The following is a 16,194-nucleotide window of genomic DNA, read 5'->3' on the forward strand; positions in this document are numbered from 1 at the left end:
AGTTATGCCGCCATCGGGAGCAAGCCCCCTCCCACATGTGGGAGGGGGCTTGCTCCCGATGCGGTTAGAAGCTCATGTCCACCTTGGTCCAGAGCGTGCGCCCCGGCTCCTTGATGGCTTGCGGGTCGTTGGCCGGGTAGCCGAACCCGGCGTTGCCGGCCAGGTTCAGGTGCTCGGCGTAGGCTTTGCCGAACAGGTTGTCGACGCCGGTGCTGACCTTGAAGTTTTTATTGATGCGGTACGCGGCGTTCAGCGAGAACACACCAAAGCCGGCGCTCTTGTCGAAGTCCTTGCCGACCACATTGCCTTTGTTCTGGTCGATACGGTTTTGCGCCGCGACCACTCGCCACAAGGCGCCGGCGCTCCAGTCGTCCTGGCTGTACGTCAGGCCGAACCGTGCATCCAACGGCGGCATCTGTGGCAGTGCCTTGCCGTCGCTGCTGTTCTTGCCCCAGGCATAGGCGAGCGTGGCGTCGGCCTTCCAGTTCTGGGTCAACTTGTAGGCCGTACCGAGTTCGCCGCCCATGATCCGCGCGTCGACATTGCGGGCCTGGGAGGTGGTACCCATCATGCCGGGCTTGTAGTCGAACAGGATGAAATCGCGCACCTGGCCGACATAACCCGAGGCCCAGGCCTCCAGGTCGGCAGTTTTGTACTGGGCGCCGAAGTCGAGCTGAGTGGTCTTCTCCGGCTTCACGCCGTCGAAGGCATTCACCGAACCTACCGCGCCGGTGTTGGGGGAAAACAGCTCCCAGTAATCCGGGAAACGTTCCGAGTGGCCAAGGCCTGCATAGAGGGTGGTGGGGCTGTCGGCCAGGTCGTGTTCATAACGCATGAAGCCCGATGGCAAGGTGTCGGTGCGGGTGTCGTTGGCGGTCGGGTTGGGGCGGGCCATCATTCCCGAGCCGGTGGTTTGGCGGAAGTCCTTGGCTGAGGCACGGTCCAGGCGCGCGCCGCTGATCAGGCGATCGCGGTCCGCGGCGTACCAGGTCAGTTCGCCAAACACGCCGTAATTATGAAAGTTGGCGTCCTTGTTACGCGGCACATCCTTATAGGTGTCGATGCCCATGCCCATGCGCTGGCGGTGCTCGTCGGTCTGCGCATCCAGGCCGCCGATCAGCTGCACATCGGCCCAGCGCCAGGTCGCCTTGATCCGCGCGCCCAAGGTGCGCCGGTCGACGTTGGAGGCCATGGGGCCAGCCATCATCCCGGTGCCTGACGGAGTGCGCAGGCTGTAGTTGTCCATCACATGGTCGGCGTAGTTGTAGTAAACCTGGGCTTCGACCTTATCCAGCACCTCACCGATATTGGACTTTTCGAAGCGCAGCCCCAGGCTTTCGCGCAGGAACTGCGAACCGTCCATGCCGCGCCCGGCGTAGCGTGCTTCGCCATCGCCACGCCCGGCGGTGAGTTCCAGCAGGGTATCCGCGTCGGGGGTGAAACCGACGGCGACGTCGCCATTCCACTTGTCGTAGCGCGAGGCGACGGTGTGGTTGTTGCCGTCTTTGTAATCGTCGGCATGCGCCTGGTTGCCGATCACTCGCACATAACCCAATGGGCCACCTGCGGCGGCATCGATGACTTTATCGAAGCGCCCGTTGGAGCCGGCCAGCACACTGGCGTTGACCCGTGTGCCCAACTCGCCGAACTGCTCCGGCTCGCGCTCGAACAGGACAGTACCGGCCGACGCGCCCGGGCCCCAGAGCACGGTTTGTGGACCTTTGATCACCGTGAGCTTGTCGTAGGTCTCCGGCGAGATATACGAGGTGGGCGCATCCATTCGGCCCGGGCAGGCGCCGAGCATCACGCCGCCATTGGTGAGGATATTCAGGCGCGAGCCGAACATGCCGCGCAGCACCGGGTCGCCGTTGGTACCGCCGTTGCGCACGAGGGCGAAGCCGGGGATGGTCTTGAGGTAGTCGCCGCCGTCACTGGCCGGCACTGGCTGGCGCGGGTCTTTCGGGTTGGTGACCACGGTCAGCGGCGAGCTGGGCGCGATCGCCGTGATGACGGTGGGGCTCAATTCGTGATCTTCAGCCTGTGCCTGTGGCACCAACAGTGTGCCAAGCAGAACAGCGAAAACGGGGGTGCATCCCATACGGGTGTCAGCAGAAAACCTGGACATGAAAAATTCCATCAATCATTCGTAAACAACACGGCCAGCAGCCTGCGGCTGTCTGTCTAAAGTCGGCCGGGGTGAAGTAACGCAGTGAGGTGCTTACGCGACGACGGGCGGGGCGCGGCTGCGGGCGCCGGGGAAGATGCTCTGCCGGGCATGGCCCAGGCGCGGGGCGGGGGTTAGGGCGGTAGCCGACGGCGGGGTGCCGAGGGTGACATAGGACACACTGCCGGGCAGGGCCGGGCAACTGAACAGCAGGCTGCAATAGCCGCATTTTTCCCAGAGGACGTGGTGTTCGTCCGGCGCTTTGCTGTGCTTGGGTTCGCCATGGCAGCCGGGCATGTCCATGGGCATGGACATGCTCATCGACATACCGGCGTGATGATCCATCGGCATCGCTTGGGAAATCAGCGGACCGATAAAAATCATCAGCATGGCGAACAGGCTGATCCAACTGCCGCGCATCAGGCTCATGGGCCTGCGGCGCGGCGCGGAAAACCTGGCGCGTGGGGCGCCCATCGAGGTTGGCCTATTGAGCGTGCATATGCTCGTGGCCGGCCATCGGTGGCGCTTTTTGTACCGAGACGTCCACGCGTACCTTGCCGGCTTTTTCGAAGGTCAGGGTCAGTGGGAATTGCTTGCCATCGGTCAGCAGGCTGCGGTCTTTCAGGCCCAGCAACATCACGTGATAGGCCATCGGTGCGAAGGTCAAGTCACCCTTGGCTGGTACGGCAACGCTGGGCACTTGTTGCATCTTCATCAAGTCGCCCTGCATCACATGCTCATGCAGCTCGGCCTTGTCGGCCACTGGCGTTTCGACACTGAGCAGGCGGTCCGGGGTAACACCGGTGTTATGGATCACGAAATACGCCGCGACCGTGGGCGCATTCGGCGGCAACTCCTGGGACCAGGGGTCGCTGACGAGCAGGTCGCCGGCTTTGTAGTCATCGGCATTGGCAGCACTGAACACCGGCAGCAGCAACGCAGCCAGAAGCAGGGAAGATTTGAGCATGGCAGTTCTCCAGAACGGTTCTAAACGCAGTTCACTTGCGAACAAATCAGACCGTTGGAGAGGCGCGCGGGTTGAGGCTCGGCCATTGCTGGCGCGGGGTCGGGGCTTGCAATGACGGCGGTGGCAGGCTCTGTGCGGCGGCAAACCGCGTGACATACAACTGCGGCACATGCCCCGGCAACGCCACTAATGGCGCGGAGCCCGAGCAACACCAGCAATGCTGCATGGTGGAATGATCGTCCTGCTGCGGCGCCGGAATTTCCAGTTTGCCCAGGGCAATGGTTTTCAGGCTGGCGCCATTGGAGGAACAAAAGCTGCCCCACAGCAATTGCTGGAGGGGGTCGCTGGACTGCTGCATCGCGCTGGCCATCGGCATGGCAAAGGCGTTGAACAGCACTGCAAAGCAGGCGATCCAGGCAATTGCAAAGCGTTGACGGGCCATGGCGGACAATCCGTAGGGTTAAGCGATCAGGTGGGTATTTAGCCTGATCGGTAAGGATAAGTAAAAAAGCGCGGTGTGGTTTGGTGTCGCAGTGGTTGCCTTCATGATAGTCGGGAACCACAGATTGCCAATTTTGCCGGTGAGTCGCGACATCCAGGCTGACCCTGAACCCTGTGGGCGCTGGCTGGCTCGCGAAGGCGCCGTGTCAGTCACCTGATGTGCTGGCTGACACGCTGCTTTCGCGAGCAAGCCCGCTCCCACCCTGGATAGGTGGTGTTTACAGCGGGTTGACGGCCTGTAGCACCGCAGCCACGGAGGTGAACGCTCGATCCACCAGAGCCAGCACGGGACGCTTCAATACCAGCACCGGTATTCCGAGCTCCCGCGCCACCTCCAGCTTCGGCTCAGTGGCCGTGCTGCCGCTGTTCTTGCTGATCAGCACATCAATCCCACGCCGCTCAAACAGTGCGCGCTCATCCTCGATCAGAAACGGCCCACGCGCCCCGATCACTTCACAGCGTGCATTTCCCGGATACACATCCAGCGCGCGCAGCGTCCAGAATTGGTCGGCGGGGATTTCATCGAGGTGCTGCAACGGCTCGCGGCCCAAGGTGAAAAGTGGCCGCTTGAAGGGCTGCATCGCCTCGATCAGCTCAGCCCAATCACTGACTTCACGCCAGTCATCCCCCACCTGCGGCTGCCACGCCGGGCGGCGCAATGCCCAGCACGGAATGCCACACAATCGGGCAGCCTGGGCAGCGTTCTGGCTGATCTGTGCCGCGTAGGGATGCGTGGCATCCAGGATCAGGCTGATATTTTCAGCGCGCACAAACTGCGCCAGGCCTTCAGCCCCGCCGTAGCCGCCAACGCGCACCTGGCAGGGCAGATCGGTGGGCACACGCCCAACCCCCGCCAGGCTGTAGATATGCTCTGGCCCCAGCGTGCGGGCAATGGCCAGTGCTTCAGTCACACCGCCCAGCAGCAGGATGCGTTTCATAGGGGCTTAACCACGTCCAACAGGGTAATCGGCAACGCCTGGCGCCAGGTGTCGAACTCGCCCAGCGGCTGGGCCTGTGCCACATGGATACGGGTCAACTCGCCGCCGTGTTGGGCGCGCCAGGCCATCAGGGTCATTTCGCTTTGCAGGGTTACCGCATTGGCGACCAGACGCCCGCCGGGGCGCAGGTGCTGCCAGCAGGTGTCGAGCACGCCGTCGCGGGTGACGCCGCCGCCGATGAAGATCGCGTCCGGTGCTTCCAGGCCGTGCAGCACGTCCGGTGCCTTGCCACGAATCAATTGCAAACCGGGCACACCGAGGGCGTCACGGTTATGTTCGATCAGGCCTTGGCGCCCTGCGTCGGCCTCGATGGCCAGCGCACGGCAACTTGGGTGCGCGCGCATCCATTCAATACCGATCGAACCACTCCCGGCGCCCACATCCCAGAGCAATTCGCCGGGCATGGGCGCGAGCCGCGCGAGCGTCATGGCCCGCACATCGCGTTTGGTCAGTTGGCCGTCGTGCTTGAACGCCGTATCCGGCAGACCGGCGAGGCGCGACAGGCGCGGGGTATTGGCGTCGGCCAGGCAGTCGATGGCGACCACATTCAAGTCGGCCACCAAGGCGTGCTGCCACGCCTGCGCCAAGCCCTCGATGCGCCGCTCATCTTTGCCGCCGAGGTGTTCGAACACGCTGATACGGCTTGGTCCGAAGCCGGATTCAACCAGCAGCGCGGCAATCGCCGCAGGGCTGCGCCCGTCATTGCTCAACACCAGCAGGCGTGCACCACTGGCCAGGTGCGCATTCAGCGCCGCCAGCGGCCGGGCGACCACGGACACGGTCACCACCTCCTGCAACGCCCAACCCAAGCGCGCCGCCGCCAGGGATACGGACGAAGGCGCCGGCAAAATCAGCAATTCCTCAGCGGCCACCTGCCGCGCCAGGCTGGCCCCCACGCCGTAGAACATCGGGTCGCCGCTGGCCAGCACGCACACCGGCTCGCCGCGCCGCGCCAGCACCGGTTCCAGGGAAAACGGGCTCGGCCATCGCTGGCGTTCACCACGAATGCACACCGGCAACAGGTCCAACTGACGTTGGCCGCCTATAATCCGGGAGGCCTGCAACAAGGCATGCCGGGCATTTCTGCCCAGCCCCTTGAAGCCGTCTTCACCGATGCCTACTACCGTCAGCCAGGGCGACATATGAATTCCTTGAACGACATCCGACGGGCAGGCTTTTCATGCCGCCGGACAAAGCAGGCATAATACCGCGCCTTTACCCGTCAACCGGTAGCCCCGTGAACCCAACGCCTGCTCTGAACACCTTGCGCCCCTCGGCTTGTCCGGGGTTGCTGCGTATCGTCCAGGCGTTGGATGGCGGCATTTGCCGGATCAAACTGGCCGGCGGTTCGATCAGCGCCAGCCAGGCCCATGCGGTAGCGGACGCCGCCCAGGCCTATGCGGGTGGGGTGATCGAGGCGACCAACCGCGCCAACGTGCAGATTCGCGGGATCGGCGCCGAGCAGGACGCCTTGATCGCAATGCTTCTTGCCGCCGACCTGGGCCCGAACAACGCCGCCGGTGACGACGTGCGCAACCTGATGCTCAGCCCCAGCGCCGGTATCGATCCGCACATGCTGTTCGACACCCGCCCGCTGGCCGACCAGATCCTCGCCACCCTGCAAGACCATCCTCGCTTCCATGCGCTGTCGGCCAAGTTCGCTGTGCAATTGGATGGCGGCGAAGCCCTGGCGATGCTCGAACACCACCATGACCTGTGGCTGTCGGCCTTTGAACGCGAGGGCGAGACACTGCTAGCGTTTGGTCTGGCCGGCTGCCCCGGGCTGGATGCGCCGCTGGCCGCCGTGCCGTTGGCGCAGGGCCATGCGTTGGTGGTGGCGGTGTTGGAGCGGTTTCTCGACCTGGCGACGCCTGCGCAAACCCGGATGCGGCATTTGCCTGTGGATAACTTCTTGAGCCGTCTAAGCCTGCCGTTGCTGCCGGTTGATGGTTTCAAACGCCCGGCCAGCGGGGCGCTGCTGCATCTGGGTAGTTATCCACAGCGCCAACACGATCATGTCTACGTCGCCGTCGTTGCACCACTGGGGCGGCTCGACTCAAGCATGCTCAAGGGCGCCGCCAACCTGGCCACTGATTACGGCGACGGCACGCTGCGTTTCACGCCCTGGCAGGGTCTGCTGCTGCCCAACGTACACACGGATAACGCCGCCAGCGTCACCGAGCGTCTGGCGCAGCTGGGCTTTCTCTGCTCGGTCGAGCAACCGCTGGCGCGCATGATCGCCTGTACCGGCTCAAGCGGCTGTGGCAAAGGCCTGGCCGACACCAAGGCCGACGCCGTGCAACTGGCGGCCCTGCAACCCGGCCATGACGTGCACCTGTCCGGCTGCCTGCGTTCCTGCGCCGCTGCGCATGTCGCGCCGGTCACCTTGCTGGCGGTGAGCCCCGGCCACTACGACGTCTATTTTCGCGAGGCAGCCGCGCAAGGTTTCGGCCGGCTGCACGCGCGCACTCTTTCCATTGAAGCGGCGGGCGCCCTGTTACGCGCACGCTCACGGAGCAACACCGATGATTGATTACATCCGCGACGGTCAGGAGATCTATCGCAACTCCTTCGCCATTATTCGCGCGGAAGCCAAGTTGGACCGCATCCCGGCCGACCTGGAAAAACTCGCGGTACGCGTGATTCATGCGTGCGGCATGGTCGAGGCCATCGACGGCCTGCAATTCTCCAACGGTGCGGGCAAGGCCGGGCGCGATGCGTTGGCCGCTGGCGCGCCGATCCTGTGTGATGCGCGGATGGTCTCCGAAGGCGTAACCCGCGCGCGGCTGCCGGCCAACAATCAAGTGATCTGCACCTTGCGCGACGACAGCGTGCCGGCGTTGGCGCGGGAATTGGGCAACACCCGTTCCGCCGCCGCGCTGGAGCTGTGGCGCCCGCACCTGGAAGGCAGCGTGGTGGTCATTGGCAACGCGCCGACCGCCTTGTTCTACCTGCTGGAAATGCTCGACGCCGGCGCGCCGAAACCGGCGTTGATCCTGGGGTTTCCGGTAGGGTTTGTCGGCGCCGCTGAATCCAAGGCGATGCTGGCGGCCGACAGCCGTGGCGTACCGTTCGTGATCATGCAAGGCCGTCTCGGCGGCAGTGCGATGGCCGCCGCCGCAGTCAACGCCTTGGCCACGGAGGTCGAATAATGCAGGCACGTGGACGGTTGATTGGCCTGGGTGTGGGCCCCGGCGACCCGGAACTGATTACCCTCAAGGCCCTGCGCCTGCTCCGCGAATCGCCGGTGGTGGCGTACTTCGTGGCCAAGGGCAAGAAGGGCAATGCCTTCGGTATCATCGAAGACCACCTGGTGGCGCAGCAGACCCTGATGCCGCTGGTGTACCCGGTGACCACTGAAGTGCTGCCGGCACCGATGTCCTATGAACAAATCATCAGCGACTTCTACGACAACGCCAGTCTCGACGTGGCCGCCCACCTGGATGCAGGCCGCGATGTCGCCGTGATCTGCGAAGGCGACCCGTTCTTTTACGGCTCCTACATGTACTTGCATGACCGCCTGGCCGAGCGTTATGAGGCGCAAGTGATCCCCGGCGTGTGCTCCATGCTCGGCGGCGCCTCGGTGCTCGGCGCACCGTTGGTGTATCGCAATCAGAGCCTGTCGGTGCTCTCTGGTGTGTTGCCCGCGGATGACCTCAAGCGGCGCCTGGCAGATGCCGATGCGGCGGTGATCATGAAGCTGGGCCGCAACTTCCCCAAAGTGCGCCAGGTACTGGAGGAACTCGGCATGGCCGAACGCGCGTTGTACGTAGAACGCGCGACCATGGCTAACCAGAAAATCGTGGCGCTGGATCAGGTCGACCCGGCGTCTTCGCCGTACTTCTCGCTGATCATCGTGCCGGGCGAAAGGTGGCAAGGTTGATGCGCCCGGCGATTGTCATCCTGGGCCAGGGCAGCCTGGCGACTGCGCGCAAGCTCCAGCGTGTTTACCCGGGCGCGCTGATCCATGGCCTGGCCGGTAGGGTCGAAGGCGCGGACCACACGTACAGCGAGTTCGGCGCGACGTTGCGCCAGCTTTACCAACAAGGTACGCCGCTGATCGCCCTGTGCGCGGCCGGCATCATCATCCGTACCCTGGCGCCGCTATTGCTCGAAAAGGGTGAAGAGCCTGCGGTGCTGGCCGTCGCTGAAGATGGCAGTGCCGTGGTGCCGTTGCTCGGTGGTTTGGGCGGTGTGAACGTCATGGCACGAGACATCGCGGCTGCATTGGGCATTGCCGCTGCTATCACGACCAGTGGCGAGCTGCGTTTCGGCACTTGCCTGCTCAACCCGCCTGCGGGTTACCAACTGGCCGACCTGGAGCTGGGCAAACGCTTCGTCTCGGACCTGCTCGCCGGAGAACGCGTGCGCATTGAAGGCGCGGCGCCGTGGCTGGATCAGGCCAATCTGCCGCAGGATCAGCACGCACGCTTGGCGATTCACGTGAGCAGCGCCCAGCGTGTGCCGGCGGACCACGAATTACTGATTTATCCGAAGACGGTGTGTGTCACCTGCAAACCGGCGGCGCAATTGGCCGAGCGTGTGCGGGCGGCCTTGCACGCTGCGGGCATTGCTGTGCAATCCCTGGCCTGCCTGTTGGCCAGTGCTACGCAGATGGCTGACGCATCCTTGCACGATGCTGCACTGCAATTAGGGGTGCCGTTGCGGTTCGCTGACGTTGAGCAAGACGCGGACATCGTCATCACCGTTGCAGAGCAACCTCTGGACCTGTCGCGCGTGGGCCGGCCGCGTGGGCGTCTGGCGGTGATTGGCCTGGGCCCGGGCGCGGCCGAGTTGATGGTCCCGGCAGTCAAGGCGGAACTGGCGCGCTGCACCGATGTGCTGGGCTATGAAACCTACGTGCGCATGGCCGGGCCGTTCCGTGATGATCAGGTGCAGCATTGCACCGATAACCGCGAAGAAATGCAGCGCGCGCGGCATGCGTTTGAGCTGGCGGCGCAAGGGCGCTCAGTGGTGGTGGTGTCGTCCGGCGACCCCGGCGTGTTTGCGATGGCAGCGGCGGTCATCGAGGCGTTGCACGCGTCGAGCGACCCGGCCTGGCATCAAGTCGATCTGGAGATACTGCCGGGCGTCTCGGCCTCGCTGGCCACCGCCGCTCAGGCGGGGGCGCCGCTGGGGCATGACTTCTGCGTGATGTCGCTGTCGGACAACCTCAAGCCCTGGTCGATTATTGAAAAGCGCCTGGACCTGGCATCCCAGGCCGACCTGGCCCTGGCGTTCTACAACCCAATCTCGCGCTCGCGCCCGTGGCAATTGGGGCGCGCGCTGGAAATCGTCGCAGTGCACCGCACGCCACAGACGCCGGTTGTGCTGGGGCGTGACATCGGTCGACCGGGCCAGACCTTGCGTGTCACCACGCTGGGGCAGCTGACGCCTGAGCAGGTCGACATGCGCACCATGGTGCTGATCGGCTCGTCCACCACCTGCGCGTTTGCGCGGGCCGGTGGCGGCGAGTGGGTGTACACGCCGCGCTGGTATGGCGAGAAACCCGCCGGCTGAAAGCGGTCTGCCGTAAGCAGGAAAGCTCCGAGTAACGCCGGGTGAAAACCGACCGTTATTCGGGGCTTTTTCTTTTTTTGTCGCTGAAACAGGGAAGGCCCACGGAGGCGCGTCGTTATTGCTGGGGGGCGCTTTTTCGCCGGTTGTGCCAAGCGATGTTTGTCGTCTGGCGAGCGCACCTGCGACTCGACTAGTGTGGGGGCAAGCCCCATGTGGGGTGCTTGTGGAGAACGGAAAATGGAGCGATATCACAAAAGGATCATCAGTGCGAAAAGGCGCAAGTTGATTGCCGCCTACAAGCTGCCGGGGGCGCCGGCAATCACGCCCTCTTCGCCGCTGGACACTGAGGATGATTGCAATGCGGCAGTGGTGAACAACGGTGTTATCTCGTTTATCGAGGGTATGTCTGCGCTGAACCGCGAGTACATCCGCAAAAGCTATTTGCTGGCCAGTGGTTATGTCAGCGATGTGTTGAAAGTAAAACGCGGCACGGAGGCGTGGTACGACGAATTTATCAAGGTGATGATCAGCCTGGGCTGGTTGCCGGTGCGCAGCAGCTTCGAGCGGGTCAAAAGCTCGGGCAAGGGCCTGACGGTGCAAACGGCCGCGCTTAATATCATCGCGGCAATGCTGGCGTCGACGTCGCTGGCCATGCCACTGCTGGCAGCGCTGCCGAAGCTGGCAGCCGACGCATTGGAGGCCATGAAGCAGCAACCCGCGTCCTTCGAGTTGTTCAAGCGCAACAGCACGGTGCATCAGGGCGGTGATTTCGGCTTGGCCTCGTGTGCCGAGACCGATGGCGAAGTGATGATGGTGTTAGTGACTTACAGCAGTCACGGCGTCAGCAAACAGGTCGGCGTGCCTTTTCTGGAGTGGGACAGCGCCTCGTTTGAGGCCTTCAGCGGGCAGACGTGCCTGCTGCTGAATACCTCGGTGGTCAACGAAAAGACCCTGCAGCTGATGCGCGAAAGCGCGGGAGACAAGGTGCAGTCGGCAATCGCCCAGTATCGGATTTAAGGCACCAGGTAGCCGCGCACCCCGGTAAATATGATTTGCGCGGCAAGCGCACACACGAACAACCCCATCAACCGGCTGACAATCTGCAAGCCCTGGTCGCCGAGAATGCGTTCGATACGGTTGGACAAATACAGCACCACGCCCACCGTGAGGCTGGCCAGGGCGATGCTGAGGATGGCGGTGATCTTGTCATCCCAATGCGGTTGGCTGACGCCCATCACCAGCAGTGCACCGATGGTGCCGGGGCCAACGGTGAGGGGGATGGTCAGCGGTACAATGGTCACGTCCTGCTGCACATTGTCGGTCTGCACCGCTGACTTGCCTTGGGCCATGCCCAGGGCTGAGATAAACAGCACGCTGCCGGCACCGATGCGGAAGGCGTCCACCGTGATACCGAACACACTGAAAATCACCCGGCCAAACAGGTAGAGCAATACGCTCGACACCAGCGTTGCCAACGCCACTTTCCAGGCCAGGCGCCTGCGCTCCTTGCTGGAATAACCACGGGTCAGGCTGATAAAGCAGGACAGCACAAAAAACGGGCTGTAGAGCACCAGCATCTTCAGGTAAACGCTGAATAACACATGGAGCATGGGCGCGGCTCACAGGCGAGGGAAGTGGGGAGAGTCTATCAGGCGGCGCCGATCATAGGGGGGCGCGGGCTTGCTCGCGAATGCGCTGGATCAGTTAACGATGCATTGACTGACACTCTGCCTTCGCGAGCCAGCCCGCTCGCACATTGGGTGTGTTTGCGGTCAGGACGGTGCGTGCTCAGGTCGCTGTTGACGCTGCGCCACCCAAAACTCAACCAGCTCGCGCAATTGCGACAACTCCACCGGCTTGGCCATGTGCCCATCCATTCCGGCCTGGCGCGCGCGCTCTTTATGTTCCGAGAGGATGTGTGCGGTGAGCGCGACCACCGGTGTGCGAATGCGTTGGTGGCTGACTTCCCACGCGCGCAGTTGCTGAGTGGCGGAGAAGCCATCGAGGATCGGCATTTCACAGTCCATCAATACCAGGTCGTAACGCTGGGCTTTCATCGCCTCCAGCGCTTCTTCGCCGTTGCTGGCGGTGTCCGGGTTGAGGTTGAGCTTGCCCAGCATGCCGCGAATCACTTTGGTGGAGATGCTGTTGTCTTCAGCCACCAGGATGCGGAAGTCGCTGGGCACGGTCACGGCTGTCGGCGCAGTGAGGGCAGGGCGCGGCGGCACTGCGCCTTTGCTGCGCTGGGTCAGTTCGTCGGCCAGGGTGGTCTTGAGCGTGTAGCCGGCTACCGGTTTGGCGAGGATGCGTTTGATCCCGCAGTTGCGCGCGATGATCTTGCTCGGCGCGTTGCTGATGCCGGTGAGCATGATCAGCAGGATGTCGTGGTTCAGGCTCGGGTCTTCCTTGATCTTCGCCGCCAGTTGCATACCGGTCATGCCGGGCATGTTCTGATCCAGCAGCACCACGTCGAAGTAATCGCGCAGGTGAGCTTTGGTGCGCAACAGGGCCAGGGCTTCCTTGCCGGACGGCACGGCGCTGACGTTCAGGCCCCAGGCCGTGCATTGCTGCACCAGCACTTTGCGACAGGTGTCGTTGTCGTCCACGACCAACACCCGTGCGCCTTTGAGCGGGCCGTCGAGGTCGGACGTCGGATGCTCCAGGCGTTCCGGGTCCAATGGCAGGGTCAGCCACAGGGTGCTGCCCTGGTGGCTGCCGCTCTTGATGCCGAACTCGCCATTCATCAACAGGATCAATTGACGCGCGATCACCAGGCCCAGATGGCCGCTCAAGCGCGTGGCCGAGAGGAAGTTCTTGCTGTGCAGTTCGCTGTGCAAAAGCGCGTCGCGCTCGGCGGCTTCCATCGGCAGGCCGCTGTCCTGCACGGCAATGCGCAGGCGCGGCTTGACGCTGCGTTCGTCGAGGGCGACGACGATCAGCACTTCACCTTCATCGGTTTTTTGCAGGGCGTTTTCCAGCAGGCTTAACAGTGCCTGACGCAGGCGGGTCGGGTCGCCGCTGATCACTCGCGGCACCTGGGGCTGGATAAAGCTGATCAGTTCGACGTTCTGCTGCTCGGCCTTGGCGCGGAAGATGCTCAAACAGTCATCGATCAAGGCGTTGAGGTCGAATTGCACGTCGTCCAGCTCAATCTGCCCGGACTCCAGCTTGGAGATGTCGAGGATCTCGTTGATCAGCGTCAGCAGTTCATTACCGGCGCTGTGGATGGTTTGCACGTAGTCACGCTGCTTTACCGACAGCGGCGTGCCGAGCAGCAACTCGGTCATGCCGAGCACACCGTTCATGGGCGTGCGGATTTCGTGGCTGATCTTCGCCAGGAACTCGGCCTTGGCGGCGATCTCGGCGTTGCTGGCCGCCAGGTCACGGCTGAGGCTGAAGCGGGCCTCGACAATCGCGCGCTGGCGTTCGCCCAGGGCCAGGCTCATCAGCAGGCCGCTGAGGCAGATAAACCCGAGCAGGGTGACGATCAAACCTTGCGGCGCCACCAGTGTCAGGCCGAGCAGGGCCGGGAGGATGATCAATGTGCCGATGTTGAACACCACCATCGCCACCACGAACAAGCGTGCCGGCCGGTAGCCTTTCTGCCAGTGATAGGCCGAGATAAACAACATGCTCAGCCCGGCGAGGGCCACCAGGGCGTAGGTGATGATGTTCAGCGGCAAGGTGTTGACGAACAACAGCAGCAGGCCGCACAGCACGATCAGCAGGATGTCGGCCATCAACAGCTTGTTCAGCGGGTGCGGGCCCAAGGGCATGAAGAATCGGTAGGCAAACATCAACCCGCAGGGCGCGGTCAGCAGCAGGGCCAGGTAGGCGCCCGGGGTCTGGATCGCGTGCCAGTTCGGCAGCCACGGCCCCACCAGGTTGAGCAACAACGCCAGGCTCAGCATCAACAGCAGCTCGCAGGCCGCCAGCCACAGGCTGCTGCGCGAGCGGTGGTAAGCGAAGCGAGTGAGGTTGTGCAGGATCAGCATCAGCAGGCAGCCGAACAGCAGGCCATAGATCAGTGTCTGGGTCTGATCGGCGGCGGCGAGCACGGCCGGTTCCAGGGTGATATAGAGGCGCAGTTCGTGTTCCGAGACCAGGCGCAGATAAACGTCCAGTGGCTTCTGGCTCTGGGGCATCGGCAGCATGAAATCGCTGCTGGGCAGCGGGCGCTCCGCCTGGGGCTGGCGGGTGCCGGTGCTTTGTTGTTCCACCAGAGTGTCGCCGTCCAGTACATAGAGGCTCAGCTGGGACAGGTCCGGGGCGAATACCCGCAGCACTTGCTCGTGCTTGCCGGGTTGCAGCTTGAAGCGTACCCACAACGCACCGTCCGGCTCTGCAGCGGTAATCCGGTCCAGTTCGATGGGGCTGAATTGATTGGTGTAGCGGGTGGAGCGAATGTCGCTCAGTTGCAGGTCGGCCTGTTCATCAAGCAAGACTGCCCAACCACTGCCTTGTGCGGCGGCCTGGGCCGGGAACAAGCAGAGCAGGGTCAGCAGACTGACTGTGAAACCTATGGCGATCCTGAGCCAGCGCACGGCGAAATCCCTTCGTAGGTTGATGCACGGGTTAACTATGCGCGGGGCGACATGCGTAGGGCAAGGGCCAGAGGCCCTTACCTAACCGAACGGATAGCTACTCAAGTGTAGCTGTTCAGCTGTTCTCGCCACGTTCACGGGCAATGGCGCGGTAGCCGATGTCCGTGCGGTAGAAACAACCTTTCCAGTCGATTTTTGCGGCCTGTTTGTACGCCTGTTGTTGCGCGGCGTCGACACTGGCACCCATTGCGGTGGCGCACAACACACGGCCACCTGCGGTTACAACTTTGCCGTCCTTGAGCACGGTGCCCGCATGGAACACCTTGCCTTCCAGCATAGCCGCTGCATCCAGGCCTTCAATCACGTCGCCTTTGGCGTAGTCGGCAGGGTAACCACCGGCCGCCAGCACAATACCGACGCTCGGACGCGGGTCCCATTGTGCTTCAACCTTGTCCAGTGCCTGGGCCAGGGCCGCTTCCACCAGCAGCACCAGGCTCGACTGCAGACGCAGCATCACTGGTTGGGTTTCCGGGTCGCCGAAACGGCAGTTGAACTCGATGACTTTCGGGTTACCGGCTTTGTCGATCATCAGGCCGGCGTACAGGAAGCCGGTGTACACGTTGCCTTCGTCGGCCATGCCGCGCACGGTCGGCCAGATCACCAGGTCCATCACACGCTGGTGTACTTCGGCGGTGACCACTGGGGCAGGGGAGTAAGCACCCATACCGCCGGTGTTCGGGCCAGTGTCGCCGTCGCCGACGCGTTTGTGGTCCTGGCTGGTGGCCATCGGCAGAACGTTCTTGCCGTCGACCATTACGATGAAGCTGGCTTCTTCGCCGTCGAGGAATTCTTCGATGACGACGCGGGAACCGGCATCACCGAAAGCGTTACCAGCGAGCATATCGCGCACGGCGTCTTCGGCTTCCTGCAGGGTCATCGCAACGATCACGCCCTTGCCGGCGGCCAGGCCGTCGGCCTTGATCACGATCGGCGCACCTTTTTCACGCAGGTAAGCCAGGGCCGGCTCGATCTCGGTGAAATTCTGGTAGTCCGCAGTCGGGATCTTGTGGCGTGCCAAGAAATCCTTGGTGAACGCCTTGGAACCTTCCAGTTGCGCAGCACCGGCAGTCGGGCCGAAGCAATCCAGGCCACGGCTACGGAACAGGTCCACGACGCCGGCAACCAACGGCACTTCCGGACCGACGATGGTCAGGGAAACATTCTTTTCGGCAAAATCAGCAAGCTGCTCAAGGGCCAGCACGTCGATGGCGACGTTTTCGCACTTGGCTTCAATGGCGGTGCCGGCGTTGCCAGGGGCGACGAAAACTTTCTGGACGCGTGGGTCCTGGGCAACTTTCCAGGCCAGGGCGTGTTCACGGCCACCGCTGCCAATGATCAAAACATTCATTTCAAAACCCTCGGATGACGCTCAATTCTTGGAAGCACTGTGGGCTGCTTTTCTGTGGGAGCTGGCTTGCCTGCAATAGCATCAACCCGGTC

General features: G+C 63.1%; 14 protein-coding genes. 5 read left to right on the forward strand and 9 right to left on the reverse strand.

Features of this window, described 5'->3' with window-relative positions:
- Window positions 1-64: 64 nt before the first annotated feature.
- The 6 genes from A7D21_RS01505 to A7D21_RS01530 form a co-directional block, all read right to left on the reverse strand.
- On the reverse strand, window positions 65-2,125 hold the full coding sequence (locus A7D21_RS01505; RefSeq protein ID WP_069550916.1) for a TonB-dependent copper receptor: 2,061 nt from the start codon (window positions 2,123-2,125) through the stop codon (window positions 65-67).
- A gap of 93 nt (window positions 2,126-2,218) precedes the next feature.
- On the reverse strand, window positions 2,219-2,584 hold the full coding sequence (locus A7D21_RS01510) for a DUF2946 domain-containing protein (RefSeq protein WP_053254116.1): 366 nt from the start codon (window positions 2,582-2,584) through the stop codon (window positions 2,219-2,221).
- 64 nt (window positions 2,585-2,648) lie between these two features.
- Complete coding sequence (locus tag A7D21_RS01515; protein WP_053254117.1) at window positions 2,649-3,131, reverse strand: copper chaperone PCu(A)C; 483 nt, start codon at window positions 3,129-3,131, stop codon at window positions 2,649-2,651.
- 46 nt (window positions 3,132-3,177) lie between these two features.
- A complete protein-coding gene (locus A7D21_RS01520) occupies window positions 3,178-3,573 on the reverse strand; it encodes a DUF2946 domain-containing protein (protein WP_053254118.1) in 396 nt (131 codons plus the stop codon).
- A gap of 277 nt (window positions 3,574-3,850) precedes the next feature.
- Window positions 3,851-4,570: a cobalt-precorrin-6A reductase gene (locus A7D21_RS01525; RefSeq protein WP_069550917.1), complete on the reverse strand. Its 720-nt coding sequence runs from the start codon at window positions 4,568-4,570 to the stop codon at window positions 3,851-3,853.
- A complete protein-coding gene (locus A7D21_RS01530) occupies window positions 4,567-5,772 on the reverse strand; it encodes a bifunctional cobalt-precorrin-7 (C(5))-methyltransferase/cobalt-precorrin-6B (C(15))-methyltransferase (protein ID WP_053254120.1) in 1,206 nt (401 codons plus the stop codon). The genes A7D21_RS01525 and A7D21_RS01530 overlap by 4 nt, the downstream gene beginning before the upstream one ends.
- Before the next feature lie 38 nt (window positions 5,773-5,810).
- Between A7D21_RS01530 and cobG the strand changes: the two genes are divergently transcribed.
- The 5 genes from cobG (at window position 5,811) to A7D21_RS01555 (ending at window position 11,167) form a co-directional block, all read left to right on the forward strand.
- A complete protein-coding gene (cobG, locus tag A7D21_RS01535) occupies window positions 5,811-7,163 on the forward strand; it encodes a precorrin-3B synthase (protein WP_053254121.1) in 1,353 nt (450 codons plus the stop codon).
- Window positions 7,156-7,782, forward strand: coding sequence for a precorrin-8X methylmutase (locus A7D21_RS01540; protein ID WP_053254122.1), 627 nt, complete (start codon window positions 7,156-7,158; stop codon window positions 7,780-7,782). The genes cobG and A7D21_RS01540 overlap by 8 nt, the downstream gene beginning before the upstream one ends.
- Window positions 7,782-8,513 carry a precorrin-2 C(20)-methyltransferase gene (locus A7D21_RS01545; protein ID WP_053254123.1) on the forward strand — a complete coding sequence of 244 codons (732 nt, stop codon included), beginning with the start codon at window positions 7,782-7,784 and terminating at the stop codon, window positions 8,511-8,513. The genes A7D21_RS01540 and A7D21_RS01545 overlap by 1 nt, the downstream gene beginning before the upstream one ends.
- Entirely contained in the window at window positions 8,513-10,150 is a 1,638-nt protein-coding gene (cobJ, locus tag A7D21_RS01550; RefSeq protein ID WP_069550918.1) for a precorrin-3B C(17)-methyltransferase, read from the forward strand. The genes A7D21_RS01545 and cobJ overlap by 1 nt, the downstream gene beginning before the upstream one ends.
- A 237-nt stretch (window positions 10,151-10,387) precedes the next feature.
- Entirely contained in the window at window positions 10,388-11,167 is a 780-nt protein-coding gene (locus tag A7D21_RS01555) for a hypothetical protein (RefSeq protein WP_069550919.1), read from the forward strand.
- Here the strand turns inward: A7D21_RS01555 and A7D21_RS01560 are convergent.
- From A7D21_RS01560 to purD, 3 genes are all read right to left on the reverse strand, one after another.
- Window positions 11,164-11,760, reverse strand: coding sequence for a MarC family protein (locus tag A7D21_RS01560; RefSeq protein ID WP_003217330.1), 597 nt, complete (start codon window positions 11,758-11,760; stop codon window positions 11,164-11,166). The genes A7D21_RS01555 and A7D21_RS01560 overlap by 4 nt on opposite strands.
- A gap of 162 nt (window positions 11,761-11,922) precedes the next feature.
- Window positions 11,923-14,694 carry a hybrid sensor histidine kinase/response regulator gene (locus A7D21_RS01565; protein ID WP_069550920.1) on the reverse strand — a complete coding sequence of 924 codons (2,772 nt, stop codon included), beginning with the start codon at window positions 14,692-14,694 and terminating at the stop codon, window positions 11,923-11,925.
- Window positions 14,695-14,809: 115 nt separating this feature from the next.
- Entirely contained in the window at window positions 14,810-16,102 is a 1,293-nt protein-coding gene (gene purD / locus A7D21_RS01570) for a phosphoribosylamine--glycine ligase (protein WP_069550921.1), read from the reverse strand.
- Window positions 16,103-16,194 lie beyond the last annotated feature (92 nt).

The sequence above is a fragment of the Pseudomonas sp. AP19 genome (assembly GCF_001728855.1).
Lineage (GTDB): Bacteria > Pseudomonadota > Gammaproteobacteria > Pseudomonadales > Pseudomonadaceae > Aquipseudomonas > Aquipseudomonas fluorescens.

Bases quoted from the DNA above. Each gene is read 5' to 3' on its own strand.
- A7D21_RS01505 (WP_069550916.1), bottom strand. From the start codon at position 2,125: ATGTCCAGGTTTTCTGCTGACACCCGTATGGGATGCACCCCCGTTTTC.
- A7D21_RS01510 (WP_053254116.1), bottom strand. From the start codon at position 2,584: ATGCGCGGCAGTTGGATCAGCCTGTTCGCCATGCTGATGATTTTTATC.
- A7D21_RS01515 (WP_053254117.1), bottom strand. From the start codon at position 3,131: ATGCTCAAATCTTCCCTGCTTCTGGCTGCGTTGCTGCTGCCGGTGTTC.
- A7D21_RS01520 (WP_053254118.1), bottom strand. From the start codon at position 3,573: ATGGCCCGTCAACGCTTTGCAATTGCCTGGATCGCCTGCTTTGCAGTG.
- A7D21_RS01525 (WP_069550917.1), bottom strand. From the start codon at position 4,570: ATGAAACGCATCCTGCTGCTGGGCGGTGTGACTGAAGCACTGGCCATT.
- A7D21_RS01530 (WP_053254120.1), bottom strand. From the start codon at position 5,772: ATGTCGCCCTGGCTGACGGTAGTAGGCATCGGTGAAGACGGCTTCAAG.
- cobG (WP_053254121.1), top strand. From the start codon at position 5,811: ATGCCGCCGGACAAAGCAGGCATAATACCGCGCCTTTACCCGTCAACC.
- A7D21_RS01540 (WP_053254122.1), top strand. From the start codon at position 7,156: ATGATTGATTACATCCGCGACGGTCAGGAGATCTATCGCAACTCCTTC.
- A7D21_RS01545 (WP_053254123.1), top strand. From the start codon at position 7,782: ATGCAGGCACGTGGACGGTTGATTGGCCTGGGTGTGGGCCCCGGCGAC.
- cobJ (WP_069550918.1), top strand. From the start codon at position 8,513: ATGCGCCCGGCGATTGTCATCCTGGGCCAGGGCAGCCTGGCGACTGCG.
- A7D21_RS01555 (WP_069550919.1), top strand. From the start codon at position 10,388: ATGGAGCGATATCACAAAAGGATCATCAGTGCGAAAAGGCGCAAGTTG.
- A7D21_RS01560 (WP_003217330.1), bottom strand. From the start codon at position 11,760: ATGCTCCATGTGTTATTCAGCGTTTACCTGAAGATGCTGGTGCTCTAC.
- purD (WP_069550921.1), bottom strand. From the start codon at position 16,102: ATGAATGTTTTGATCATTGGCAGCGGTGGCCGTGAACACGCCCTGGCC.